The following is a 24,653-nucleotide window of genomic DNA, read 5'->3' as shown; positions in this document are numbered from 1 at the left end:
AGCCATGCTCTCGTCACTTTTTGGTTCATAGTTTAACGATCGTCCTGCCTCTTGCTTCCCCTTTTAATAGGGTAGGAAGGACGTCAGGCAATTCTTTAAGTGTAATTTCCTGTTGAACGAGCTGTTCCAAATCCTCCAGTTTAAAGTCGGTGGCAAGTCGGTGCCAAACTTTCAATCTTGTATCCATCGGGCAATTGACCGAATCGATCCCAAGTAGATTAACACCTCTTAGGATGAATGGAAAGACGGTGGCAGGAAGGCTTGTCCCAGCTGTCAATCCGCTGACCGCCACAGCTCCGCCATACTTGATTTGGCTAAGGACCGAAGCTAACGGTTCACCGCCGACGGGATCTACCGCCCCGCTCCACTTCTGTTTGCCCAGAGCCCGAAGCTTGCCATCATATACATCTTCACGCGATACAATGGTCGACGCACCGATTGCCTTCAAATATCCATGTTCCGATTCCTTTCCTGTACTAGCCTCAACGGAATAGCCAAGTTTGGAAAGGATCGAGACGGCAAAACTGCCGACCCCGCCAGTTGCACCAGTGACAAGAACGCTCCCTTGCTCAGGTGTGAGGTTGTTTTCTTCCAGCCGCAGAACCGATAGTGCTGCAGTGAAACCGGCCGTTCCGATGATCATCGCCTCTTTCATTGTTAGGCCATCAGGAAGCGGGACGATCCACTCTGCAGGAACACGGGCAAATTGACTATAGCCCCCTGATTGGGAAACGCCAATACCATAGGAGGTCGCAATGACTTCGTCTCCTTCTTTAAAGCGGGAATCCTCAGATGAAACGACAACACCAGCCATATCAATTCCCGGAACGATCGGATAGCTGCTGACAATGTTTCCATTTGGAATGGCTGCAAGGCTATCTTTATAGTTCACACCGGAATAATGAACACGGATGAGCACTTCGCCTTGAGGTAGATCATCAAGTGATAGCTCCTGAATGTTAACGGTGAATTGATCATCTTGCTTATTCACGACTAATGCATCAAATTGCTGTATCATGGTTCGTTCCCCCTTATAATAATGAATCTATCCCATTATAAAAGAAAAAATAGAGGAATGTATAATGATACAATTCGAAATAAGTAGCGCTTCCTTTTCTTTCTGCTACTAAAAATGGTACTATTAGATTTGATTCAGTTCATATTAAAGGAGATGTTTAACATGGCTAAAAAAGGATACATACTTATGGGAAATGGAGAAAAAATCGAATTCGATCTTTTCCCGAACGAAGCACCTAACACAGTGGCTAACTTCGAAAACTTGGCAAACACAGGATTTTATAATGGCGTAGTCTTTCACCGTGTAATCCCTGGTTTCGTAAGCCAAGGCGGAGATCCAACAGGTACAGGCGCAGGCGGAAGCGGTACACAAATCAAATGTGAAACAGAAGGAAACCCTCATAAACATGAGGCAGGAAGCCTATCTATGGCACATGCTGGAAAAGACACAGGCTCAAGCCAATTCTTTATCGTGCATGAACCACAACCGCATCTTAACGGTGTTCACACGGTATTCGGTAAAGTGACTTCTGGACTTGAAACAGCCAAAGCTATGAAAAATGGCGACAAAATGGAAAAAGTCGAAGTTTTTGACGCTGAATGATGGAAGCGAAAAGAGGGGGCATTATGCTCCCTCTTTCTTTTTGCTCTGTTCATGAGCGAAGACAGGGAAATATAAAGTCATTTTGGCGTCATGCTTTCAGTGAAACGATATTTGACCTCTGTCAAGGTTTCGGAAATATCCCATAATCTTTTCGAAGTTTCTTCATTATATAAGGTATCGATGACCTCGTCTTTTCTGGGAAAGCCTTTTCTGCCCTTCTTTCCATCGGGTCCGATATACTCCCCGCCTGTCAATGAAGGTTCCGTTGCGGCATAAAGGGTAGGCAATGCTCCCATACTTGCCGGCTGGGTGATGGTTTTGGAAAGAAAGTGCACGAATCTATTTATGGGTTTGCCGGAACCGCGGGACATGAGATTAGTATGGGAAAGGCCCGGATGACAGGCAACACTGATCGGGGTTGCGCCATGCTGGTTGAATTTATTTTGTAATTCGCGGGCGAAGAGTAGATTGGCCAGCTTGCTTTGCCCATAGTATTTCATTGGTTTATAACCGTTTTCACCATTTAGATTTTCGAAGTCTATATATCCATTGATGGCGGCCAAGCTGCTCAATGTGACCACGCGCGATTTTGGCGTAGAAAGGATACACGGCAGAAGGAGGCCTGTCAAAGCAAAATGACCGAGGTGATTGCAGCCGAATTGCAGCTCGAAGCCATCCTTCGTCCTACTGTAGGGCGGAATCATCACACCTGCGTTATTGATGAGGACGGAGAGAGATTCATAGTTTTCCTGAAAGGAAGCGGCAAAATGCCGAATGCTGCTCAAATCACTTAAATCCAGCTCCATCACACGTACATTTGCCTTTGGATGGACCGATAAGATTCTATCGACCGCCTTTTCACCCTTTGAAGCATTCCGGACCGCAAGGATGATCTCTGCCCCCTTACCGGCCAATGCAAAAGCCGTTTCGAAGCCAAGCCCGCTATTTGCACCAGTAATCACAATGGTTTGCCCCGATACATCTGCCATTTCTTCGCCATTCCACTTTTCAATCATCCAATCACACCTTTCCACACAGTCTTTACTTATCATATACCCAAATAATTCCTATATGTCACATTCTGTGCGGGGAACAGTGTGCTGTCGTCTATTTTTTAAAAAGGTTAGCCGCCCATTAAGTAATCCATTATATTTTTCACGATCAAAATGACGGTCACGATGATAAATAATACTCTTACATATGCCACCCCTTTCTTAATGGCAAATTTAGAACCGGCCAACGCTCCTGCTATCATGGAGATTCCCATTGGAATTCCGTAGGAAAAGTTGACGGTATCAAGGAATATGAACATGATCAGTGCCGCCAAATTACTTCCGAAGTTCAAAAATTTGGCATTTCCTGCAGAGTGCAAAAAATCAAAGCCAATCATTAAAAAGGCAAACAAAATGAAGGATCCCGTTCCAGCGCCCAAAAAGCCATCATAAAAACCAATGGCAAATATAGCGAACGCAAATAGTGCAGCTTTTTGCCATGTGAGTGTATGGTAAGTCGATTTCTGGCCCCAGTCCTTTTTAAAAAAGGTATAAATGGCAATAGCTATTAATAGAACCAAGATCATTGGCTTTAATAATTCAGGCGAGACGAAGTTGACAACCCAGGCTCCTAGCAGGGAACCTATGAAAATCAATGGGAAAAGTTTTGAAACCAATTTGAAATCAACCTTACCTGAGCGAATGAAAGCAATGGTGCTTGTTAAAGACCCCATGGAACTTGCTAACTTATTCGTAGCGATCGCTGCTGACGGGGAAAGTCCTGAAAATAATAAAGCGGGTATCGAAATCAGGCCGCCGCCGCCGACCACGGAATCAATGAATGCTGCCAAAAATCCGAAAAACATCAGCAGCAAAAGTGTCGAAATTTGTATATCTTCCATCCAAGAAGCCTCCGTATCGATGGCATTATGGCTGAAATGCTTGTTTTGCTGGAGCCATAATCCATGCGTTCATATTAGTCACTATTTAGATAGTAACTAATAATAACCATTCTGTAAATAAGAATTATTTGAGCCATACTGTTTGAAATCGAATAGATTTCGATAAGAGATTTGGTATGATAGGCATATAACTTACCAAAGCACTAGGAGGTACTATGCAAGATATCATTCAAAAACTACAGTCTCTCGGGTTTAGTCAATATGAAGCAAAGGCTTATGTTTCTTTGGTTCGCCAAGGCCCAACCAGTGCCTATCAAGTAAGCAAGGAGTCAGGAATTCCAAGGGCCCGCATCTATGAAATATTAAATGGACTGCAAGAAGAAGGAATCGTCTTAAAAGAGGAAATCAATGACTCGATAAAATATTCACCGCTGCCAGTCGATGTTTTTTTGGAATCGGTTCAGTCAAAATGGAACAATACCTATCAATCCATCAGCCATACATTAAAGCAATTCGAGAAAAACGAACCGATGTCCGACAATCGTGTAATGACGCTTAAAGGTGAAGGGCACATCCTATCCTTCTGCCGTACCTTGATTCAAAAAGCCGAGAAAAGGGTGGTGGTTTCCCTATGGGACAAGATGTATGGAAAACTTGAACAAGAGCTAATAGGGGCCGCTGCGCATTGCACGCTCAAGGGGATTGCATTTCAGGTTGAAAACCCATTATCAGGTATAGATATACATCGCCAAACAAGCTATGTGGAGAATATTGGAGAAAACAAATGGTTCATCTTATCCATTGACGGCAAGGAGACGATTTACGGCCCTTCGCCCGAAACGAGAGAAACGGCGTTCTACACAGATGATCCCATTCATATCAATTTTCTCGAAAATTACATTTGGCATGATATCCTCGTTAACCGCTTGGCTAAAAAGGATGAAGAAGATGCCGAGAAATGGATTTCGAGTGAAAGAGACCGTTTTTTCTCCCTATAAGATTTGAAAAAAAGCTGATAACCCCATATGCAGGGGATATCAGCTTTTTTATTTTGGCTCTTTTCGGAAAGATTGTTGTTTTTAAAACGAAACTATTTAAGGTTGATTGGAGTGGAAGTGCGAGACTCCTGCGGGATTAGCGGGACAGGTGAGACCCCACAGGCGTTTACGCCGAGGAGGCTCACCGCCCGCCCCGCGGAAAGCGTGCATCTGAAGGGGAAATCAACCACACCGCACTACTTGTTAAATAGCAACAAAGTATGCGAAAACAGCCTTTATTTTTCATTCGGCTAAAAGGGTTTTAGGAAATCTGATGGCTGTGGGCAAGCTGGATTTATCTCGATAAGACCTGTAAGACACAATCGTATGATTATGCGCTTGAACATCCAACTGGAGAACCTGTGAGCTTTTCAATTCCAAATAGTACGTAACGTCTTCTTTTTGTAAATGATAAAAAGAAAAAGGTATCCCTAAAAGGTTTTTCCTGATTAGTTTTGTTTCGGGCTGATTGATGATGTGCTCACTCAATTCCGCTATCGTAACAGAAGTTTTTCCTGTAATGGCTGTTATTTTTTCTTTTGCATAATCGACTGCATGACTGAAAGTGCCGGCAATGTTCTTCAAGATTCCGTTCATGGGTGCATCTCCTTTGAATTAGGCTATGTATGTAGTATTTATACGCGGCTAATGGTTTATGCAAAAAATCGGCAATGATGATATAGAATCGTCACTTTATGAACATGATTAAGAAGTGTGCAACAAATATAAAAGGGCAATCAAGAAAGGACAGAAGGTCAAAGCATGAGGAATAAAAAAATATTTATGGGCCTGCTTTTCATCGCAATCCTCGCTTTTTCAGCCGTGTTCATTCAGTTGAATCTGGATGTCGATTCCAGAGCGGAAAAAGGGGAGGACGACGATGCGGATAATCATGAGAGAATAGAGAAATTGCTGAATAAAATGACGCTTGAAGAAAAAATCGGACAGCTTATGATGATTGGTTTCAGGGGGACTGAAAAGAGCGATGAAATTACGGAGCTCATCGAACAAAAACATATAGGAGGTGTCATCTATTTTGACCGCAATATGAAATCACCTAAACAAGTGGCCCGGTTATCCAACTCGCTTCAGCAAACGGCCAATCAAAGTGCACATTCGCTTCCGTTGATGGTGGCCATCGATCAGGAAGGCGGGGACATCATCAGGATGAAGGAAAGGGTATCGCCCCTCCCTGCGCAACAGGATCTTGGGAAAAATGCCTCTATTGAAGACATGTACAAGGTGGCCAGGTTGAATGGGACAGAACTGGGCTCCATGGGGATTAACATTAATTTTGCCCCTGTACTTGATCTATCAAAAACGGATAAACGTTCATTGGGACAAGATCCGGAAAAGGTCTATCAATACGGGAAGAAAGCCATTCAAGGCTTGAATGATGTATCGATAACGGGTGCATTGAAGCACTTTCCCGGCAACGGACGCAGCGAAATCGATCCGCATGTCGAAACTTCATCCGTGGAGGCCAACCAACTGGATCTGGAAAATTCGGATATCTATCCCTTCAAGCAAATCATAAGTGAAATGGATAACCAAAAGTTTTTCGTGATGGTGACCCACATTAAATATCCAGCCTATGATAAAGAAAAACCAGCAAGCCTTTCTAAAATCATCATAGAAGACCTGCTTCGGGGGAAACTCAAATATGAAGGACTTGTCGTTACCGACGATTTGGAAATGGGAGCCGTGAACAAGTACTTCTCCTATGATGAGATGGGGAAGCAGGCAATCCTTGCAGGAGCTGACTTATTACTCGTCTGTCATGAATATTCCCATGAGCTTGAGGTATATAACGGTTTACTGCAAGCAGTAAAAGCAGGGGAAGTTCCAATGGATAGAATTAACGAGTCAGTGGAAAGAGTGTTGACATATAAACTTAACAACATGAAGCAAACGAAAGCTGACCCTGATCAAGCTGAAAAAGTCGTGAAAAATCCCGAAAGCATAAAGTTCATCGAAAGCCTGAGCGAGGATGAATAAAGCGAAACCGCTCTCTCAAAAAGGTGCTTTTGTTTAAATCAGCTGATAGAGGGAATACTATATAGGACTAACTTGAAGGAGGAAACGAACATGCCATCAAACAAAATGCTTGGAACCGTCCTGATAGGAGCAGCCGCATTTTTAATGCGCAATAAGAAAACCCGTGAAAAAACCATGGGTCAAATAAGATCTCTAGCCACCCCAGAAACCATTGACAAGGTGAAGAGCCAATTCCAATCAATAACCAAAACAAAATCAAGTAACCCATCCGTTCGTTAAGGTGAATTGACCCCATTAGTAATTCTTAATGGGGTCAAACTGTGGACAAATTAGAGAAGAACCAGTTTTTTAAAAAAAGTTCCCGCTGATTGAAGAAATCCGCTCCCTTTCCGCCTGTCTCCAAGCCTCCTCGACGCAAGCGTCCGTGGGGTGTCGTCTAGCGGATTTGTAAATGAGGGTTCCACCTTACTTTAAATGAAAAGTTGAATGGAACGGAAGGTACGAGACTCCTGCGGGAAAAGCGAGTCCAGGGGAGACCCCACAGGCTCAAAGGCGCCGGACCGACCGCGGAAAGCGAGTGCCTGGAGTGGAAATCATATTACTAACCCTCAAATCTGCTGCCTCCGCCCGATTGTTTGCCAAGCCTAATCAAAGCAAGCGGTTTCGGCTAACCAGTCATTCGGCAAGAGTGTGGCAACTTTATTCAATCGTCTTCAAAAAACTAACCCCATTAAGTTAATCTTAATGGGGCTTTTTTATGGTTTAGTGAATTCATCATGCCGGTAAAAGGAAAAGCACTCGTTTCTTTCGAAGACCATGGACAGGCATTCAAAAGTACAAGTGCTTTCATGAGGGATCAATGATCATTCAGCTTCATCTTCGCCGTCATTTTCTTTATTGAACCAAAGCGGATCCTCATTATCGACTTCACCATTATAATTAATCAGGATTTCTTCTCCTGCTTTTATGTTGGTATAAGCAAAGAAATCAAACGTATGATTCTTGAAGTTTATGTCATACGTAGCGTTTGGTGTATAAGAATGATTAAACAGCATGCCATAGCCTAAAAGCATGGCAGTATGGTTAATTCCATATTCAAACGCATAATCAGCCAGCAATGTCTTCTCAATGAAAACATGCTCCTCGTTCGGATATGCAATGACTGGTGCCTCATGCAAAAGCTCGCCTTTTTTAATATCTCGTGTTGCGAATACGCCTCTATTGAACTCGCCATCACTGAGTGTGGAAGTTTTAACTTCAATCATGTTCGTCACCTACTTGTTCTATTCAATATAGTCCAGATCATCTAAGCTTGACAGTTAATAAGAAGAAAAGCAACTATTTTACGGAATTAATCATTTTTAGTAAGGATCTACCTGTACCGGAGGACGGAAAAGGACGAAAAAAGGGAACGAACGGCCGAAATGATCCTCGGAAGGTAGACCAATACATAAGATAAAAACACCTCCGCTAGCTGGGAAGCTAGGGAGGTGTTTGATATATAGGTAAATCTGTTAATTCACACCGACAGCAGTAAAGGCATTTTTGACAGCCGTGACTTCTGCACTGCTTGTGCCGTATAAATCAGAGGCCGATTGTATGACGGCCGCTCTGGCTTGTGAAAAAGTAGACGACGAAGTTAAATATGTTGTGTTTGCCCGATAAAAGATGGTTCCTAGTTTATCGATGCCGATTCCGGATACACTCACGCCATGGTGGGTTCCGCCTGCGGAGATTAAATAAGCTGCCTTATTAATGATTCCGCTGTTCGTGTGGACTCCGCCATTATCACCCGTTCCTGTATAACGGTTCGAATAATGGTCAGGGTCCCCATTCAATGTTGGATTAGCCATCGAGCGGAGTGCATCACCGGAAATGTTAGGTGTGTAAATATCTTCCCCGACCAAATAATCGGCTTTGGCACTTTGATTCTTAAATTCTACGACAGTGCCAAAAATATCAGATATCGCTTCATTCAAAGCACCGGATTCATATTGATAGGTAAGGTTCGATTCCGAGGAAGTGACGGCATGCGTCAATTCATGCGCAACGACATCGAGCCCGCCGGACAATGGGATGAACGTCGTGCCATCTCCATCACCGTAAACCATTTGGGTGCCATCCCAAAAAGCATTATTGTATCTTGAGCCATAATGGACGGTTGATTTCAGGATGGTTCCATTACCATCATAGGAGTTCCGGCCAAATGTGGATTTGTAATAATCATAGGTTTTACCCGCATAATAATGGGCATCCACCGCAGCTTTATCGGCAGAAGCAGTAAAAGCATTTGTTGTGTTGGAAAAGAGTGTACCAGGCAATCTTGAACGGTTATTGGCGTTATACGTGTAGATGCCTTTACCGCGTGTATTGTCTTGTAAGTAGTATTGACCGTTGGATAAGGTAGTGTTCAGCGACACCGTATTGTTTAAGACGCCAGTGCCCGTTCCGACGGAGTTGGTCCCCGTCACTTCATCCAATGTATTATATTTATTCAGGATTTTACCCGTTTTGACTGAAATGAAATAATGATGATTTCCTGGTTCCGGACTTAAGAATTTCAAATTGACTTTATATACATAATCGGCCTTGCCTTCATTTGCGTATACATACAGGTCAGATTCAGGTGCTTGCTCGTAGGCAGGTGTGAACCCCAGATCCGCTTCAGCTATTTTGATAGCTTCGGATTCACTGATGCCTTTTTTAGCCTTTTTCCCTAATTTCGTATTTAGATTGGCTTCAACCGTACCGGACACGACGGTCAATACACCTTTAGCGTCAATCAATACGGCTTGTGTGGAATTCCAAACTGGTACGCCTTTATAGGTTTGTTGCAATTTAAGGACGGTATTGCCCAGTTCATCCTTGCTTTCTTTCTCGATCGTGAAGGAGTCCTTCGCCTTTTGCTTTTCTAGCTTGTAAGACTTTTTGTTCTCATCAAAAAAGGTAAGAATGATATCTTCTGCCGTTTGCTTTGAGGGGTCCGTAAGCTTCCCAGACTTGTATTCTAGCGAATCCCTATGCTTATTGTACTTTTCAACACTCAACACATTTTTTGCCGCTAAAGCTTCTTGATGGGGAATAGCAGAAAATAATAGACCGATTGATAGTGCAGTTCCTAAGAATACCTTACCTTTCATAACGCTCAACTCCTTCATGAGAATACCTCATTTTTACATCGTTTCATAATTATTATCAAATGGAGAAAACTTGCGAAAAATATGACATTTAAAGGAATAAAATGGAGAAAAATGGATTTTAATAGAAATATTCTTTGAATATATTCTTTTAGTAATATTTGGAATGTATTTAAATTAAACCAAATGAATAAATGTGCAAAAAAACATGGCATAATGTGCAAAAAAGCATGGCGTATAGTGCAAAGAAATTTGTCTATTGAAGGCATTTTTTTGGATAATCTGTTGAATATTGCGCTTTGTAAATTTGGCATGAAAATTGCATATATTCAGAAAAGGAATTCGAATTGTAAATTAGGTCTATTTGAGAGTCTATGAAATAGGAAAATTTATTAAATGATTTCCCCATATATGAAAGCGCTTATATAGAAAGGGATGAAAAATTATGATACCAAAACAAGAAAATGACATCTTGCATCCTCCAAAGCAAGAAGAACAAGGGTTAAAGCGCGGTTTGAAATCCCGCCATTTAACGATGATTTCCATTGGCGGGGCTATTGGTACCGGGCTGTTCCTCAGCAGCGGTGCAGCCATTCATACAGCTGGGCCAGGCGGGGCATTACTTGCTTATGCCTTAGTTGGGGCAATGGTGTACTTCGTGATGACGAGCTTAGGGGAATTGGCAGCCTTAATGCCGACAAGCGGCTCCTTCAGTACCTATGGATCGAAATTCGTCGATCCGGCATTTGGTTTTGCCTTGGGATGGACGTATTGGTTCAATTGGTCGATGACGATAGCCGCAGAGTTGGCAGCCTCGACAATGATCATGAAATTCTGGTTTCCGAATAGTCCATCATTGTTATGGAGTTCATCATTCTTGGTGCTCATTTTCCTATTGAACTATTTATCCGTTAAAGGATATGGTGAAGGGGAATACTGGTTTTCCTTCATAAAAGTAACCGCCATCGTTATTTTCATTATCGTCGGGCTGCTAATGATCGTCGGCATTATGGGCGGCGAAGCGGTAGGCTTTAAAAACTTCACCGTCGATGACGCTCCTTTCCCGGGCGGGTTCATGGGTGTCTTCATCGTTTTCATAGCGGCTGGCTTTTCTTTTCAAGGTACCGAAATTGTCGGTGTGGCTGCCGGGGAAAGTGAAGATCCTGCACGGAATATACCGAAGGCCATTAAAAGTGTCTTCTGGAGGATCTTGCTCTTTTACGTATTGGCAATCTTCGTAATTGGACTCCTTATCCCTTATACGAACTCGAGTTTGCAAGGTGATAACGTCATGGTCAGTCCATTCACGCTCATTTTTGAAAAAGCTGGAGTCGCCTTTGCCGCTTCGCTTATGAATGCCGTCATATTAACAGCGGTATTATCTGCAGGTAACTCAAGTCTATATGCATCAACGCGTATGTTATACTCAATGGCAAAAGATGGGCAAGCACCGCGTATTTTTGCAAAACTTAATAAACGCGGCGTACCGGTTGCAGGCATGATTTTGACATGCTCCATCGGCATGCTGGCCTTCTTAGCCTCCGTATTCGGCGATGGTAAAGTGTATATTTGGTTAATGAATGCCATCGGAATTACAGGATTCATCTTTTGGCTCGGAATATCCATCAGCCATTACCGTTTCCGGAAAGCGTTCATCGCTCAAGGCCATTCATTGGAGAAGCTGCCATATAAGGCATTATGGTTCCCGATCGGCCCGATCTTTGCCATTTTAATCGGCATGATCGTCATCCTGTCCCAAAATATCCAAGCCTTTTTCTCAGACCACATCGATTGGGGCAGTGTTGTAGCTGCATACTTGGGGATTCCGCTTTTCCTTGGTCTATGGCTTGGCTATAAATTTATAAGAAAAACTAAATTCGTTAAACTTGATGAAGTCGAATTTGACTTTGACAAAAAATATGAATGAACAAGCTTAAAGTAAAAGCAGCCGGACAATGCAGTTTTAAATTGTCCGGCTTTTCCTTGTTTTCTATAGGCTCATTATCAAAAGCCAGGAAGCTGATTCCTGGTTTTTTATTTTTATTAAATGGAAATTTATACAAATGTTATGGGAGGTGTTATATGATAATCATAAAACTCGGCTAAATTGCACGTACGGAACGACTGGAAGGCTTTTACTATTTTCAAGGGAAAGGGAAGGTGCACGGCTGATGACCTTATTGACTCATTTAAAAGTATTGGACTTTTCAACGTTACTGCCAGGCCCATTTGCCACTTTGATGCTAGCGGATTTAGGAGCGGATGTTTTGAAGGTAGAGAGGCCGGGGACAAAGGATTCATGGGGTGTGAACCAATATCTTAACAGATCGAAGAAGTCGATCACGCTGGATTTAAAACAATCCGAGTCTATCGAATCCGTAAGAAACCTAGTGACGGAATACGATATCGTCATTGAACAATTCCGTCCAGGTGTCATGGAACGTCTGGGACTGGGGTATGAGGCATTAAAATCGATCAACCCGAAGCTGATTTACTGTTCCATCACGGGCTACGGCCAGACTGGTCCTTATAAAGACCGACCGGGACATGATATCAATTATATTTCGATTGCTGGCTTATCAGGCTATTCCGGTACGAAAAAGGACGGTCCGGCAAAAAACGGAACCCAAATAGCAGATCTTGCCGGAGGCTCATTGCATGCTGTCATCGGAATATTATCTGCAGTCATACACAGGGAAAGAACAGGATTCGGCCAAGCCATCGACATCAGCATGACCGACTGCAGTTTTACCTTGAATGCCATATCCGCACCTCTGAGTTTACAAGGTGGCCTTGAACTTGAACCAGAAAAACTGATGCTGAACGGAGGGTCTTTTTATGACTTTTACGAAACGAAGGATGGACGCTATTTTTCGGTAGGCAGCCTTGAGCCCCCTTTTCGAAAAGCATTATGTGAAGCGATCGGTGCACCCGAATTATATGAGCTGAGCATGAAAAGCGATGAAGAAAGCGGAATCAGGTTTAAAACGGCCGTCCGGCTGGCTTTCCTGGAAAGAGATTTTCAAGAATGGCAGGAGATATTCGCTGAATTCGAGGCCTGCGCAGAACCAGTGCTGACTTTCACAGAAGCGGCCGAGCATCCCCAATTGAAGGAGAGGGGAATGATCGTCGAGGTTCCTGACGGAAAAGGGAATGTCCAGAGGCAAATCGCCTGCCCGATCAAAACATCGGTTTTTACCCCTGGATATAAACATGCAGGCTTGGAGCCAGGACAAAACAACGCAGAAATCCTTCGAACCCCCAATCGCTAAATAAAGATGTAAAGGCTATCGCTTTTCTAGTTTTTTGGAAGGTGATAGCCTGTTTTTTTTGAATGCCGGAAAAAGCAGGGGGAGGGTCGATATGATCGTTCGAAGTTCGAAGGTCGAAGTGAAGCGGAAGGAGAATAATTATCCTCTTATCATTTGTGGAAAGCAACATATTACCACTGTGAAAATTTACTAGTTATAACCAGTGTGGGCAGGGTATCAGAGTAGCATCCTGGTAAGGAAATCGCTGGTAAGGAGGGGGTTAGTTAAATATGTTTGGTCTCTCTGATATCATTAAATTTCTATTTTCCTTTTTTTTGATCATGCCGATCGTTACGCTGATACATTTGAGCGGGCATATTTTCTTTGTTACGCTCTTTGGGGGATCAGAAAAGAAAATCTTGATCGGTTGTGGCAATAAACTTTTCGCCTTTCGGAACATAGAGGTGAGGAAATATTATTTTTGGAATGGGACTTGCGAGTTCAAGGGATTGAAACATGATAATCGATTGACGAATACGCTGATATATTTAGGGGGGGCTATCTTTAATTTAATCAGCATGCTGATCATATATAGCTTAGTGTATCAGAATATCCTGGACAGCTCGGTGATCTGGTATCAATTCATCTATTTTTCTTTCTACGTTATGTTTTTCTCCCTGTTTCCGATGTATTTCTCGGACGGATCGCCTAGTGATGGGAAGGCTGCGGAATTGGCCTTGAGGAACAAGCTGGAAGATAGGGTGACGGATGATATATTCGTGAAGAAAATGGAGGATGATGATAGCTGCAAGTAAAAAGGGAACGTCCAGATGGCCGTTCTTTTTTTTATTTGCTTTCAGTTTTAGGATTCATCATAAGGCTAAAATCTAGCCTTATGATAAATGTTTATATAACGGTCTAGGATTTTATGGACTGTGCTATTTTCCTGCTTGACGATGAACTTGAAAGGACCAGAACAATGACCATGGCAATGGCAACCCCTGTTGCACCGATCCAGGTTATGGAAGCAAGGGATACTTGTTCTACAGCAACACCGCCAATTCCAGCACCGGCGGCCATGGCCAATTGCATCATCGACTGATTCAGACCGAGCATGACTCCTGATGATTCAGGCTCAAGGGTCGCTAAATGATATTGCTGTGTCGGCCCTGATGACCATGCTGCGAACGACCATAATGTAAGGATTATCAAAACGGCCATCAATGAATTCGTAACGATGGATAACATGATGATCATCACAATATGAAGCGCCATTCCGCCAACTAGTGTAAATGATACACCCCATCGATCCGTACTATATCCGCCAAACTTTGATCCGATCAGGCTTGCGATACCGAATATAAGCAAGGCCGTGCTAAGTATAGAGTCACTTATCCCTGATACTGATAGCAGGTAAGGGGATAGATAGGTATAAGCTATCGAGTATCCGCCAAGCCAGAAGAAGGTTATCGATAATCCAAGGGCAACTTTCCTTTTTTTAAGAAGGGCCAGTTGCTGGAGAAGCGGTACTGGTTTATCCCCTTTGGTGGGAGGAATGGTAAAGGATAAAACGATCATGGCAATCAGGCCGAATAGGGCGATTCCGCCAAAGACGGATTTCCACCCGAATGCATCTGCCATGATTCTTCCGAGAGGTACGCCAATGATAAGGGAAGCTGTAAACCCCATGACAACTGTCGCAATAGAACTGGCTTGTTTATCTGGCGGAGCAAGCTTAGCGGCAATATTCAGAGCGGTGACTACAACCAATCCTGCACCAAGTGCCATGATTATGCGTGCAAATAGAAAAGGGCCAAAGCCTGGTAATAGAAAGGCAAGCAGATTGGCCACTACGAATAGTCCAAGGGAATACAACATTAATCTTCGTCTGTCTAAACTTGCTGTCAAAGCCATGAGAATGGGTGTACCGATTGCGTAGACAAGGGAGAAAATTGTAATGAGCTGTCCTGCGGCAGCAAGGGTCACTCCAAGAGAATCCGCAATCTTATCCAAAATTCCGGATATGATGAATTCGGATGTTCCTACTAAAAAACTGATGATCGCTAACATGTAAATTTTCCATGTATTAAGCAAAATAGATTCACTCCTCATTAATGATTATTGATTTTATATAAAGACATATCGCAATATGTTGATATGTATGAATAAAAAAATAAACATATCGCGAAATATCGAAATGTTAGAGAGAAAAATGAACCCAACCCTCTAAGGTACGGATCAAGCTCATTTTCATACTTCTTCTTTCAAGAAATCAGTAATTTTTGAGATTGCCTCTTCATCTCGTTTGTAATACGTAAACTTTCCTATCCGCTCCGTTTTAATCAATCCTGCTCTAAGAAGCATCGAGAGGTATTGAGAGGCCGTGGACTGGGTCATGTTTAATTTTTCCGTAATCTGACTTACGCAAACGCCGGTTTCCTTCATGTCTATTCCCTCATGAGGGGTGAAGTGGAGTTCAGGCGCCTTGAGCCATTGTAAGATTTGCAACCTGGATTCATTGGATAATGCTTTAAATATCTCGATTGTTTTCATACATTTCATTATATCGAGAATTATCGATATGTCAAATGGTTTTATCATTCATCGTTATTCATAAATAGTAAAACTTGATACCGTTATCTAAAGAGTCATTAAAGGAATGGAAGTGTATTATTGCAAGAACCTAATCGGCTCCCATATCAGTGCGGGCCGATTAGGTTGTTCAAATCCTGTAAATCAGAATTAAAGTCTCCGCTAAATAATCATTCCCATACTTCTTTCGCTACATCAACGACGAATTTCAGCTTTTCCCATTGCTGTGCTTCGGTTAGCTTGTTGCCGTGATGGGTGGAGGCGAAGCCGCATTGAGGGCTTAAGCATAATTGTTCGAGCGGAACGAAGTGCGATGCTTCTTTAATGCGTGCCTTAACAGCTTCCTTGTCCTCGATTTCTCCATTTTTTGAAGTGACGACACCCAGTACGACCCGTGCACCGCCATTTGGAATGTATTCCAATGGTTTGAAATCCCCTGAGCGTTGATCATCATATTCCAAGAAGAATCCATCCACTTTTTCTTTTGCCAATAAAGTTGGGGCGATACGGGCATAGCTTCCTTCAAACGCCCATGTCGACTGGTAGTTTCCGCGACATAGATGGGTAGTGACGATAAGGTCTTCTGGTTTGCCTTCCAATGCTCCATTAATGACCCGAAGTGCAAGATCAATTAATTGTTCCCTCGTATATTTTCCATCTTTGAACTGGAAATCCGGAGCTGAAAGTCTGGCAATATATACATCATCCAATTGAAGATAACGCACACCTGCTTCATAAAAGGCTTTCAAAGCATGCTGATAGGCGTTGATGATATCATTTGCATAGTCTTCAATATCAGGGTAGACGTCTTCATTATGAATGCCTGCAGCAAATAATTGATTCGGACTGGGGATGGTTTGCTTGGCAACGGCACGTCCGTTCACGATTTTGTTCAATTCAATGAAATCACGAATGAAGGGATGTTCAGGGTTGAATGAAACCTTCCCGGTATTGCGAACATTATATCTCTCTGTTTCGACACCATCGAATGTGAGGCCTTTTTCAGTTACATATCCCTCGATGCCATTTAAATGTTCGAGGAAGTCAAAGTGCCACCATGTTCGTCTGAATTCACCGTCCGTAACTGCCTCTAAACCAACTTCGATTTGTTTATCGACGATCCGATTGATTTCTTCAGTTTCAATTTCACGAAGCCTCTCAGCTGAAATGGTACCTTCCTTAAAGTCCTTCCTGGCAATATGTAAACGTTCCGGTCTTAATAAACTTCCGACGTGGTCCGCCCTGAATGGTGCTTTCGTTAATGTGATTGACATGTTGATTCCTTCTTTCCTTTTAAAAATAAAAAACCTCTTCTTAAAAATAAGAAGAGGTGTTGGTAACAAAGCTATATACTCTTCTTATCTTCAAGTTTTTACACTTCTGGAATTAGCACAGTACAAGATCGGTCTGTTGCTGAGGCATCAAAGGGCCAGTCCCTCCACCTCTCTGGATAAGAGTTGTCTATTAAATTAACTATGACTATACAGGTAGTTTTTACGAAGGTCAAGGGGTGGAGCTGGAATATTTCGAATATACCGTTTATTAATCCGGGCTGAAATGTTAACGGCATCAGGGAGTCCGGCATATGCTTTGAGTGGGGAGGGAATGCAAGGATGAGTCCATTCAAAAATGGCATACCGATTACGGTAACTGATGCCATGATAGAGAGAATCATAAAAATGAAATCATCTGATCAGGATATTAAAGTCGAAATTAAGCCAAAGCATATTGTGCTTTCCGGAACGATGGAAGTGAAAAAAATGATGTTTAAGAAAAACGTGGCTTTCCGAATTACATTAAAACCGGTTCATGTGGAAAAAAGAACGATTTCATTTGAATTAGTCGAAATGGAACCAATTGACAGGGATTTCATCAACAAAAGGATATTTAACAGACCGCCATTTTTTGAATATGAAAAAAGAGCGATCAAAATGAATGTTAATGCTTGGAGCATCGTGAGAAAAATTCCCATTGGCACAATTAAATCGTATGAACTCGTCGAAGGTGCATTGAAAATGAAACTCTCTTTATGATTCAAGGGGATATTTTACATATATCCTTTGCTGCAATCTATAAAGGGTGTGAAAGGTATGATAGTGTTAAGGTTACATGGTTCATGAAAAAATGTGTTTGATAAATCAAGTTCTTTAAAATATACTAAATGACTTGAAGTTTTGAGTTTTTCTGGTAATGAGGAGGATAATGATGGATCAGAAGATTTTGCCTGCTTCAGCAAGCATGAAGGATTTTGAAAGATTTCTAGAAAGTTCCTATGAAATAGGTGTGTTTCTTGATTTGCATATCTCACAATTGAAAAATGTAAGTATGATGGCAAAGCAGCATAATAAGAAAATGATTTATCATGTCGATTTGATCCATGGCATAAGAAGTGATGAGTACGCGACAGAATTCATTTGTCAGGAATATAACCCCTTTGGGCTGATTTCGACTAAATCAAGCGTTATATTGAAGGCGAAGCAAAAGGGGGTCATTGCCATCCAGCGAATCTTTTTAATAGACTCACATGCGCTTGAGAAAAGTTATAAGCTGGTGCAGAAAACCAAGCCGGATTATATCGAAGTATTGCCGGGCGCCATGCCATGGATGATAAAAGAAGTGAAGGAACGATTGCAGACACCGATTTTTGCAGGCGGCCTCATACGTACTTCGGAGGAAGTCCTGAATGCCCTTGATGCCGGCGCCTCGTCAATCACCACTTCAAAAACTGAATTATGGGATATCGTCTAATAGGGAAAAATTGAAAAAAATTACAGAATAATAGATTAATTTTTCACAAAATATTGACAGCGTTTTCATAACCTAGTATATTTTACAGTACAAGTTAATATATGTGACGGAGACTAGGAGATTCACAACAGATCTATTCATAATTTTTTTTATGAATATAGTTCTGCTGTGGATCTCCTTTTATTTGTTGGCAAGGTTTAAAAAATTATCAGGGGAGGGGTTTTATCATGACTCCATTTTGGGGAGAAGTGTTAGGCACGATGATTTTAGTTTTATTCGGAGCAGGTATTGGGGCAGGTTCATCCTTAAAGGGTTCCTATGCAAAAGATGCCGGCTGGATCGTTATCACGATTGCGTGGGGATTGGCTGTTACCATGGGTGTTTTTGCAGTGGGTTCCATAAGCGGGGCGCATTTAAACCCGGCGGTCACAGTAGGGTTTGCCATTATTGGAGAATTTCCATGGAGTGATGTGCCGGGTTACATCGTTGCCCAGATGATTGGCGCGATACTCGGCGCAACTCTAGTATTCCTGCACTATTTGCCACACTGGAAAGCTACGGATGATCCAGGGGCGAAGCTTGGTGTATTCGCGACTTCACCTGCAATCCCGCACACATTTTCAAATCTATTAAGTGAGATGATTGGAACTTTCATCCTTATTCTTGGTCTATTATTTATAGGGGCCAATAATTTTACAGAGGGCCTAAACCCATTCGCAGTCGGGTTATTGATTGTCGTGATCGGGATGTCACTTGGGGGAACGACAGGATACGCCATTAACCCGGCCCGCGACCTGGGGCCGCGCATCGCTCACTTTTTGCTGCCGATACCTGGTAAAGGAAATTCCAACTGGGGCTATTCATGGATTCCGGTCGTTGGACCGATTGTAGGGGGTTCACTTGGTGCCGTTTGTTATAAAGCATTCTTTATGGGGGAAATAACGGCAGGATTTTGGTCTGTTATGGGTGCAAGCCTGGTACTATTGATAGTAGCCTATGCTTTTGGTAAAAAACAGTCACATGAATTGGATAGCAGAAATATCGCTAGTTAATTAAAAGGAGGGGCATACACAATGGAAAAATACATTTTATCATTAGATCAAGGAACAACAAGTTCGAGGGCGATTTTATTTAATGAAAAGGGGGAAATCGTCCATTCCTCCCAAAAGGAATTCACGCAGCATTTCCCTAAACCAGGCTGGGTCGAACATAACGCCAATGAGATTTGGGGGTCGATCCTGGCGGTGATCGCCGGTGTACTATCTGAATCCGGTGTAAAGCCAGAGCAAATTGCCGGTATCGGGATCACCAATCAGCGTGAAACGGCAGTCGTTTGGGATAAGGAAACAGGTACGCCTGTCTATAATGCGATTGTATGGCAGTCCAGGCAAACAAGTGGAATCTGTGATGAGTTGAAGGAAAAGGGACTTAATGATCTATTCCGGGATAAAACGGGATTGTTGATAGATGCCTATTTTTCCGGAACGAAAGTGAAATGGATCCTCGATAATGTGGAAGGGGCGCGGCAAAAGGCGGATGAAGGCAAGCTGTTATTCGGTACCATCGATACTTGGCTGATCTGGAAGCTATCAGGAGGCAAGGCTCATGTAACGGACTATTCCAATGCATCCCGGACATTGATGTACAATATCCATGAACTGAAATGGGATGAAGAACTGCTTGAGATATTGACTGTACCAAAGTCGATGCTGCCGGAAGTGAGGCCTTCCTCTGAGGAATATGCACGTACGATCGATTATCATTTCTTCGGCCAATCGATTCCGATCGCCGGGGCAGCCGGTGATCAGCAGGCAGCATTATTCGGCCAAGCCTGCTTTAAGGAAGGAATGGCTAAAAATACGTATGGAACAGGCTGTTTCATGCTCATGAATACAGGAACCAAGGCTGTCAGCTCTGAACACGGACTATTGACGACCCTTGCTTGGGGCTTGAATGGGAAGGTCGAATATGCACTGGAAGGCAGTATATTCGTAGCTGGCTCCGCCATCCAATGGCTGCGCGATGGCCTGCGGATGCTGCATGATGCCAAGGACAGTGAAGCCTATGCAAAACGGGTGGAAAGTACGGATGGAGTATATGTGGTACCGGCCTTTGTAGGACTTGGAACTCCATATTGGGACAGCGAAGTGCGGGGTGCCGTTTTTGGTTTGACGCGCGGCACATCAAAAGAACATTTCATTCGCGCCACACTTGAATCACTTGCGTATCAAACGAAGGATGTCCTTGATGCAATGGAGGCGGATTCAGGAATCGAGCTGCAAACATTAAGAGTGGATGGCGGGGCAGTCAAGAATGACTTCTTGATGCAATTCCAGGGCGACTTATTACGTGTGCCCGTCGAGAGGCCGACCATAAACGAAACTACAGCATTAGGTGCTGCATACTTAGCAGGCCTTGCTGTCGGGTATTGGAAGGATCAAGAAGAAATCTCCCGGCAATGGGCGGTGGACAAAACCTTTGAACCATCCATGGAAGAGCAAGAAAGTGAAAAATTATATGAAGGCTGGAAGAAAGCCGTACATGCCGCTATGGCATTTAAATAAAAAACAACATGAATTCTTTCTCAAATGAGCTGGAGTATGCTATAATGAAATCAAGTTAATAACTCGGCCGGAGAACAGGAGAGACCATGAATGCGTTATCGTTAATTCGATAATGTGCATTTATGGTCTCTTTTTTTGTTTTTAACGGCAGATTAGGGATATTAATATCTATATAACTTATGCGAACAAATGAACCAATTGAATATAATGACCGAATTCACGAGTAAACGCAGAATTCACGAGTAAACCGTGTAAATTCACGAGTAAATGGAGCGAATTCACGAGTAAATGACCGAATTCACGGTAAACGCAGAATTCACGAGTAAACCGTGAGAATTCACGAGTAAACCGTGTAAATTCACGAGTAAATGGAGCGAATTCACGAGTAAAAGTACAGAATTCACGAGTAAACGCAGAATTCACGAGTATACCCAGAATTCATACAAAAAACAATAGAATGCAATACTTAAAGGAGGAGTCAGGCATGAGGTTTTCAAATATATATCGGGAAGAAACGGTCGAAACTCTGAAAAAAGAGAAATTTGATGTGGTTGTCATTGGTGGGGGAATAACCGGTGCAGGGATCGCTCTGGATGCAACGACCCGTGGGATGAAAGTGGCTTTGGTTGAAATGCAGGATTTTGCTGCTGGTACTTCAAGCCGCTCGACAAAACTTGTTCATGGCGGATTGCGGTATTTGAAGCAATTTGAAATAAAAATGGTTGCCGAGGTTGGTAAAGAGCGAGAAATCGTATATGAGAATGGACCGCATGTGACCACGCCGGAATGGATGCTGTTACCGATGCATAAAGGAGGCACCTTCGGGAAATTCAGTACTTCGATTGGGCTTCGGGTCTATGATTTCCTTGCAGGGGTTAAAAAATCTGAACGCAGGAAAATGCTTTCGGCGGATGAAACACTAAAACGGGAGCCTCTCGTTAAGAAAGAGGGACTGAAGGGCGGAGGCTACTATGTTGAATATCGGACAGATGATGCACGTCTTACGATTGAAGTCATGAAGGCGGCTGTCGATAAAGGTGCAACACCGATAAATTATACAAAAGTAGATAAATTGTTATATGAAAACGGTAAGGTGAACGGAGTCCAAGTGGCCGATTTGCTTTCAGGTGATGCTTATGAAATATACGCAGAAAAAGTTATTAATGCAGCAGGTCCGTGGGTGGATTCCATTCGTGAGAAGGACCAATCGAAACAAGGGAAGACGCTGAAGTTATCCAAGGGTGTTCACGTGGTCATCGACCAATCGAAATTCCCGTTGAAGCAGGCGCTTTATTTTGATACGCCTGATGGCCGGATGATTTTTGCCATCCCGAGAGCAGGTAAAGCTTATGTAGGGACTACGGATACTTTTTATGATGGTGATCCTGCAGTGCCGACCGTTACTTCCGAAGACCGTGCCTATCTATTAAAGTCCATACATTATATGTTTCCAGAAGTGAACATTACGGATGATGATATCGAATCCAGCTGGGCTGGGGTAAGGCCGTTGATTCTTGAAGAAGGGAAAGATCCTTCTGAGATATCAAGGAAAGATGAAATCTGGGAGTCCGATTCTGGCCTTATCACGATTGCGGGTGGGAAATTGACCGGTTATCGCAAAATGGCAAAAACGACGGTCGACCTTTTAGCAGGGAAACTTGCCCAGCAGTCCAATAAAAAGTATCCAGCCAGCAGCACGAAAGGCATGCCGATTTCCGGAGGGGATGTCGGGGGATCAAGCAACTTCTCCGATTATATCAAGCAACATGTTCAAATGGGAGTTGACTCAGGGCTCGTTTTAAAGGACGCCAAAGAGATATTGGCCATGTACGGTTCCAACGCACCTGTGTTATTCGATATCGCCAAAAACGAAGGAGATGGAGGAGCGACTATCGGCATTCCAAAGAAATTGTTCGTACAGCTGAAATACGCAGTGGATCATGAAATGGCCGCAACTCCAGTGGATTTCTTCTTCCGCAGGACGGGGACATTGTTATTCGATATCGATTTAGTCCAAACGCATAAACATGCAGTGATCGATTATATGGCTGGATATTTTGGATGGACGGAATCAACAAAAATGGAGAGAGCCAAACAATTGGAACAGGAAATTTTGGGTGCGATTAAAGTATCTTGATCCATATGCAAAAAACATGACGCCGGCGGAATCGCTGGCGTTTTTTTTGTATTCGGAATTGATTATCGGGGGATTTGCAAGTGGAAAAATAAAAATGTTCATGTAAGATTTCCTGACGCGAAAAACTATTGTTTAATCTATTAAGATGAAATATAATCGATAAAAGATAAGTTTGAATTTTCTAAATTTAATTTAAGGAGGAAATTGATTGTCTGATTTTATTACGGCTTTAAATGGGGTTTTATGGAGTACGCCAGTCATTTATATATTATTGGGAGTAGGTTTAGTATTCTCTATTTTAACCCGGTTTCTGCAAGTAAGGCATATTAAGGAAATGGTCATTTTGATGTTCCAAGGGAAAAGTTCGGAAGCGGGGGTTTCCTCATTCCAGGCTTTATCCATAGCCCTTTCAGGTCGGGTCGGTACAGGTAACATTGCAGGAGTGGCCACGGCTATCGCCTTTGGCGGTCCCGGTGCCGTTTTCTGGATGTGGGCCATTGCCTTCATTGGAGCATCGAGTGCTTTCGTGGAATCAACTTTAGCTCAAATATATAAAGTCAAGCAAGACGGTCAATATCGAGGGGGACCAGCCTATTATATTGAAAAAGGAATGGGTGTGAAGTGGTTTGCTGTCCTTTTTGCATTCGCTGCACTAATAGCAATGGCTGTGCTGATGCCTGGTGTTCAGTCCAATTCAATTGCCGCGGGTATGGAGAATGCATTTGGAATTCAACCTGCAATCACGGGTATAGCTGTCATTCTATTACTTGGTTTCATTATATTCGGCGGTGTAAAACGGATAGCTAATGCTGCACAAATAATCGTGCCATTCATGGCCCTTGGTTATATATTACTATCCGTTGTCATCGTCCTAATGAATATTACAGAATTACCAGGTGTCATTTCATTAATATTCAGAAGTGCCTTCGGGATGGATTCTGCATTTGGCGGGTTAATCGGGATGGCGATAGCTTGGGGAGTGAAACGCGGCGTTTATTCGAATGAGGCAGGACAAGGCACAGGTCCTCACCCGGCTGCTGCGGCTGAAGTATCACACCCGGCAAAGCAGGGGCTTGTTCAAGCCTTCTCGGTTTATATCGACACATTGTTCGTATGTTCCGCTACGGCATTCATGATTTTATTTACAGGCATGTATAATACACAAGCGGAAAATGGTTCATATATCGTCAATAATTTGGGTGATGTAACACCTGGTCCAGGGTATACACAAGCGGCAATCGATAGCGTGATCCCAGGCTTTGGTGCTGGCTTTGTTGCAATCGCCCTTTTCTTCTTCGCCTTTACGACGATCATGGCCTACTATTATATTGCGGAAACGAATATTGCCTATTTAATCCGCAAACGGAATAGTAAGTGGGCCATGCTGGCATTGAAACTTATCATACTTGCAGCTAGTTTCTATGGGACCATTCGTACGGCAGAGCTGGCTTGGGCATTAGGGGATGCTGGATTAGGGATCATGGTATGGCTCAATGTCATTGCCATTTTAATTCTTGCTAAACCGGCGCTCATTACGTTAAAGGATTACGAAAAGCAAAAGAAGGCAGGGATCGATCCTGTTTTCAATCCAAAAGCTTTAGGCATAAAAAACGCCGATTTTTGGGAGCATGAATATACCAGAGACAAGGAAAATGTTTCTTGAGGAAAATGCCC

The 24,653-nt window shown here is 42.9% G+C and carries 23 protein-coding genes and 1 riboswitch; of the genes, 13 read left to right on the top strand and 10 right to left on the bottom strand.

Annotated features, from left to right (window positions below; translation table 11 throughout):
* Positions 1-25 precede the first annotated feature (25 nt).
* Positions 26-1,018, bottom strand: a complete 993-nt coding sequence (locus AC0VX1_RS24120; protein ID WP_057277991.1) for an NADPH:quinone oxidoreductase family protein — start codon at positions 1,016-1,018, stop codon at positions 26-28.
* A 162-nt stretch (positions 1,019-1,180) separates the two neighbouring features.
* Between AC0VX1_RS24120 and AC0VX1_RS24115 the strand changes: the two genes are divergently transcribed.
* Positions 1,181-1,621 (top strand): peptidylprolyl isomerase, encoded by a 441-nt coding sequence (locus AC0VX1_RS24115; protein ID WP_264639729.1) that lies wholly within the window; start codon positions 1,181-1,183, stop codon positions 1,619-1,621.
* A 77-nt stretch (positions 1,622-1,698) separates the two neighbouring features.
* Here AC0VX1_RS24115 and AC0VX1_RS24110 read toward each other — a convergent pair whose 3' ends face one another.
* Both AC0VX1_RS24110 and AC0VX1_RS24105 read right to left on the bottom strand, forming a co-directional pair.
* Complete coding sequence (locus tag AC0VX1_RS24110; protein ID WP_278089190.1) at positions 1,699-2,637, bottom strand: oxidoreductase; 939 nt, start codon at positions 2,635-2,637, stop codon at positions 1,699-1,701.
* A 107-nt stretch (positions 2,638-2,744) separates the two neighbouring features.
* Complete coding sequence (locus tag AC0VX1_RS24105) at positions 2,745-3,515, bottom strand: sulfite exporter TauE/SafE family protein (protein WP_034310419.1); 771 nt, start codon at positions 3,513-3,515, stop codon at positions 2,745-2,747.
* A gap of 215 nt (positions 3,516-3,730) precedes the next feature.
* Between AC0VX1_RS24105 and AC0VX1_RS24100 the strand changes: the two genes are divergently transcribed.
* On the top strand, positions 3,731-4,513 hold the full coding sequence (locus tag AC0VX1_RS24100; protein WP_475469384.1) for a TrmB family transcriptional regulator: 783 nt from the start codon (positions 3,731-3,733) through the stop codon (positions 4,511-4,513).
* Positions 4,514-4,795: 282 nt separating this feature from the next.
* On the opposite strand, the gene AC0VX1_RS24095 is transcribed toward AC0VX1_RS24100, so the two are convergent.
* Positions 4,796-5,149, bottom strand: coding sequence for a hypothetical protein (locus AC0VX1_RS24095; protein WP_106027115.1), 354 nt, complete (start codon positions 5,147-5,149; stop codon positions 4,796-4,798).
* A gap of 165 nt (positions 5,150-5,314) precedes the next feature.
* Here AC0VX1_RS24095 and nagZ point away from each other — a divergent pair, with 165 nt between their 5' ends.
* Together nagZ and AC0VX1_RS24085 are read left to right on the top strand one after the other, a co-directional pair.
* Complete coding sequence (gene nagZ / locus AC0VX1_RS24090) at positions 5,315-6,550, top strand: beta-N-acetylhexosaminidase (RefSeq protein ID WP_475469382.1); 1,236 nt, start codon at positions 5,315-5,317, stop codon at positions 6,548-6,550.
* A gap of 90 nt (positions 6,551-6,640) precedes the next feature.
* Complete coding sequence (locus AC0VX1_RS24085) at positions 6,641-6,829, top strand: hypothetical protein (RefSeq protein ID WP_063234131.1); 189 nt, start codon at positions 6,641-6,643, stop codon at positions 6,827-6,829.
* Positions 6,830-7,413: 584 nt separating this feature from the next.
* On the opposite strand, the gene AC0VX1_RS24080 is transcribed toward AC0VX1_RS24085, so the two are convergent.
* Entirely contained in the window at positions 7,414-7,815 is a 402-nt protein-coding gene (locus AC0VX1_RS24080) for an SET domain-containing protein (protein WP_475469380.1), read from the bottom strand.
* A gap of 249 nt (positions 7,816-8,064) precedes the next feature.
* Complete coding sequence (locus tag AC0VX1_RS24075) at positions 8,065-9,690, bottom strand: M4 family metallopeptidase (protein WP_475469378.1); 1,626 nt, start codon at positions 9,688-9,690, stop codon at positions 8,065-8,067.
* 442 nt (positions 9,691-10,132) lie between these two features.
* Between AC0VX1_RS24075 and AC0VX1_RS24070 the strand changes: the two genes are divergently transcribed.
* The 3 genes from AC0VX1_RS24070 (at position 10,133) to AC0VX1_RS24060 (ending at position 13,753) form a co-directional block, all read left to right on the top strand.
* The gene (locus AC0VX1_RS24070; protein ID WP_475469376.1) at positions 10,133-11,614 is read left to right on the top strand and encodes an amino acid permease; all 1,482 of its coding nucleotides are present in this window, start codon (positions 10,133-10,135) and stop codon (positions 11,612-11,614) included.
* A gap of 244 nt (positions 11,615-11,858) precedes the next feature.
* A complete protein-coding gene (locus tag AC0VX1_RS24065; protein WP_475469375.1) occupies positions 11,859-12,959 on the top strand; it encodes a CaiB/BaiF CoA transferase family protein in 1,101 nt (366 codons plus the stop codon).
* A gap of 269 nt (positions 12,960-13,228) precedes the next feature.
* A complete protein-coding gene (locus AC0VX1_RS24060; protein ID WP_328144798.1) occupies positions 13,229-13,753 on the top strand; it encodes a hypothetical protein in 525 nt (174 codons plus the stop codon).
* Between the two features lie 103 nt (positions 13,754-13,856).
* Here the strand turns inward: AC0VX1_RS24060 and AC0VX1_RS24055 are convergent, their stop codons facing one another.
* From AC0VX1_RS24055 to AC0VX1_RS24045, 3 genes are all read right to left on the bottom strand, one after another.
* A complete protein-coding gene (locus AC0VX1_RS24055) occupies positions 13,857-15,032 on the bottom strand; it encodes an MFS transporter (RefSeq protein WP_475469373.1) in 1,176 nt (391 codons plus the stop codon).
* A gap of 156 nt (positions 15,033-15,188) precedes the next feature.
* On the bottom strand, positions 15,189-15,491 hold the full coding sequence (locus tag AC0VX1_RS24050; RefSeq protein ID WP_061466270.1) for an ArsR/SmtB family transcription factor: 303 nt from the start codon (positions 15,489-15,491) through the stop codon (positions 15,189-15,191).
* Between the two features lie 209 nt (positions 15,492-15,700).
* Positions 15,701-16,804, bottom strand: coding sequence for a 5-methyltetrahydropteroyltriglutamate--homocysteine S-methyltransferase (locus AC0VX1_RS24045; protein ID WP_268591485.1), 1,104 nt, complete (start codon positions 16,802-16,804; stop codon positions 15,701-15,703).
* 81 nt (positions 16,805-16,885) lie between these two features.
* Positions 16,886-16,987: riboswitch (SAM riboswitch) on the bottom strand.
* A gap of 156 nt (positions 16,988-17,143) precedes the next feature.
* Here AC0VX1_RS24045 and AC0VX1_RS24040 point away from each other — a divergent pair.
* The 4 genes from AC0VX1_RS24040 to glpK all read left to right on the top strand — a co-directional run bounded on the left by AC0VX1_RS24040 (position 17,144) and on the right by glpK (position 20,842).
* A complete protein-coding gene (locus AC0VX1_RS24040) occupies positions 17,144-17,563 on the top strand; it encodes a hypothetical protein (RefSeq protein WP_475469371.1) in 420 nt (139 codons plus the stop codon).
* 172 nt (positions 17,564-17,735) lie between these two features.
* Positions 17,736-18,278 (top strand): glycerol-3-phosphate responsive antiterminator, encoded by a 543-nt coding sequence (locus tag AC0VX1_RS24035; RefSeq protein ID WP_475469369.1) that lies wholly within the window; start codon positions 17,736-17,738, stop codon positions 18,276-18,278.
* Positions 18,279-18,505: 227 nt separating this feature from the next.
* Positions 18,506-19,330, top strand: coding sequence for an MIP/aquaporin family protein (locus AC0VX1_RS24030; RefSeq protein ID WP_034310441.1), 825 nt, complete (start codon positions 18,506-18,508; stop codon positions 19,328-19,330).
* Positions 19,331-19,351: 21 nt separating this feature from the next.
* Positions 19,352-20,842, top strand: coding sequence for a glycerol kinase GlpK (glpK, locus tag AC0VX1_RS24025; protein ID WP_413004482.1), 1,491 nt, complete (start codon positions 19,352-19,354; stop codon positions 20,840-20,842).
* Positions 20,843-21,019: 177 nt separating this feature from the next.
* On the opposite strand, the gene AC0VX1_RS24020 is transcribed toward glpK, so the two are convergent.
* Positions 21,020-21,265: a hypothetical protein gene (locus AC0VX1_RS24020; RefSeq protein WP_475469368.1), complete on the bottom strand. Its 246-nt coding sequence runs from the start codon at positions 21,263-21,265 to the stop codon at positions 21,020-21,022.
* 61 nt (positions 21,266-21,326) lie between these two features.
* On the opposite strand from AC0VX1_RS24020, the gene AC0VX1_RS24015 reads away from it, so the two are divergent.
* Positions 21,327-22,979, top strand: coding sequence for a glycerol-3-phosphate dehydrogenase/oxidase (locus AC0VX1_RS24015; RefSeq protein WP_475469366.1), 1,653 nt, complete (start codon positions 21,327-21,329; stop codon positions 22,977-22,979).
* Between the two features lie 208 nt (positions 22,980-23,187).
* Complete coding sequence (locus AC0VX1_RS24010; RefSeq protein ID WP_475469364.1) at positions 23,188-24,642, top strand: alanine/glycine:cation symporter family protein; 1,455 nt, start codon at positions 23,188-23,190, stop codon at positions 24,640-24,642.
* Positions 24,643-24,653 lie beyond the last annotated feature (11 nt).

The organism is Peribacillus sp. QJM3NY_7 (genome assembly GCF_056173225.1).
The sequence above is the reverse complement of the archived record's forward strand: the minus strand, read 5'-3'. Positions and strand labels throughout refer to the sequence as shown.

What these genes read in the sequence shown, in the direction of transcription:
- AC0VX1_RS24120 (WP_057277991.1), bottom strand. Translation starts at nt 1,018, where the DNA reads ATGATACAGCAATTTGATGCATTAGTCGTGAATAAGCAAGATGATCAA.
- AC0VX1_RS24115 (WP_264639729.1), top strand. Translation starts at nt 1,181, where the DNA reads ATGGCTAAAAAAGGATACATACTTATGGGAAATGGAGAAAAAATCGAA.
- AC0VX1_RS24110 (WP_278089190.1), bottom strand. Translation starts at nt 2,637, where the DNA reads ATGATTGAAAAGTGGAATGGCGAAGAAATGGCAGATGTATCGGGGCAA.
- AC0VX1_RS24105 (WP_034310419.1), bottom strand. Translation starts at nt 3,515, where the DNA reads ATGGAAGATATACAAATTTCGACACTTTTGCTGCTGATGTTTTTCGGA.
- AC0VX1_RS24100 (WP_475469384.1), top strand. Translation starts at nt 3,731, where the DNA reads ATGCAAGATATCATTCAAAAACTACAGTCTCTCGGGTTTAGTCAATAT.
- AC0VX1_RS24095 (WP_106027115.1), bottom strand. Translation starts at nt 5,149, where the DNA reads ATGAACGGAATCTTGAAGAACATTGCCGGCACTTTCAGTCATGCAGTC.
- nagZ (WP_475469382.1), top strand. Translation starts at nt 5,315, where the DNA reads ATGAGGAATAAAAAAATATTTATGGGCCTGCTTTTCATCGCAATCCTC.
- AC0VX1_RS24085 (WP_063234131.1), top strand. Translation starts at nt 6,641, where the DNA reads ATGCCATCAAACAAAATGCTTGGAACCGTCCTGATAGGAGCAGCCGCA.
- AC0VX1_RS24080 (WP_475469380.1), bottom strand. Translation starts at nt 7,815, where the DNA reads ATGATTGAAGTTAAAACTTCCACACTCAGTGATGGCGAGTTCAATAGA.
- AC0VX1_RS24075 (WP_475469378.1), bottom strand. Translation starts at nt 9,690, where the DNA reads ATGAAAGGTAAGGTATTCTTAGGAACTGCACTATCAATCGGTCTATTA.
- AC0VX1_RS24070 (WP_475469376.1), top strand. Translation starts at nt 10,133, where the DNA reads ATGATACCAAAACAAGAAAATGACATCTTGCATCCTCCAAAGCAAGAA.
- AC0VX1_RS24065 (WP_475469375.1), top strand. Translation starts at nt 11,859, where the DNA reads ATGACCTTATTGACTCATTTAAAAGTATTGGACTTTTCAACGTTACTG.
- AC0VX1_RS24060 (WP_328144798.1), top strand. Translation starts at nt 13,229, where the DNA reads ATGTTTGGTCTCTCTGATATCATTAAATTTCTATTTTCCTTTTTTTTG.
- AC0VX1_RS24050 (WP_061466270.1), bottom strand. Translation starts at nt 15,491, where the DNA reads ATGAAAACAATCGAGATATTTAAAGCATTATCCAATGAATCCAGGTTG.
- AC0VX1_RS24045 (WP_268591485.1), bottom strand. Translation starts at nt 16,804, where the DNA reads ATGTCAATCACATTAACGAAAGCACCATTCAGGGCGGACCACGTCGGA.
- AC0VX1_RS24040 (WP_475469371.1), top strand. Translation starts at nt 17,144, where the DNA reads ATGAGTCCATTCAAAAATGGCATACCGATTACGGTAACTGATGCCATG.
- AC0VX1_RS24035 (WP_475469369.1), top strand. Translation starts at nt 17,736, where the DNA reads ATGGATCAGAAGATTTTGCCTGCTTCAGCAAGCATGAAGGATTTTGAA.
- AC0VX1_RS24030 (WP_034310441.1), top strand. Translation starts at nt 18,506, where the DNA reads ATGACTCCATTTTGGGGAGAAGTGTTAGGCACGATGATTTTAGTTTTA.
- glpK (WP_413004482.1), top strand. Translation starts at nt 19,352, where the DNA reads ATGGAAAAATACATTTTATCATTAGATCAAGGAACAACAAGTTCGAGG.
- AC0VX1_RS24015 (WP_475469366.1), top strand. Translation starts at nt 21,327, where the DNA reads ATGAGGTTTTCAAATATATATCGGGAAGAAACGGTCGAAACTCTGAAA.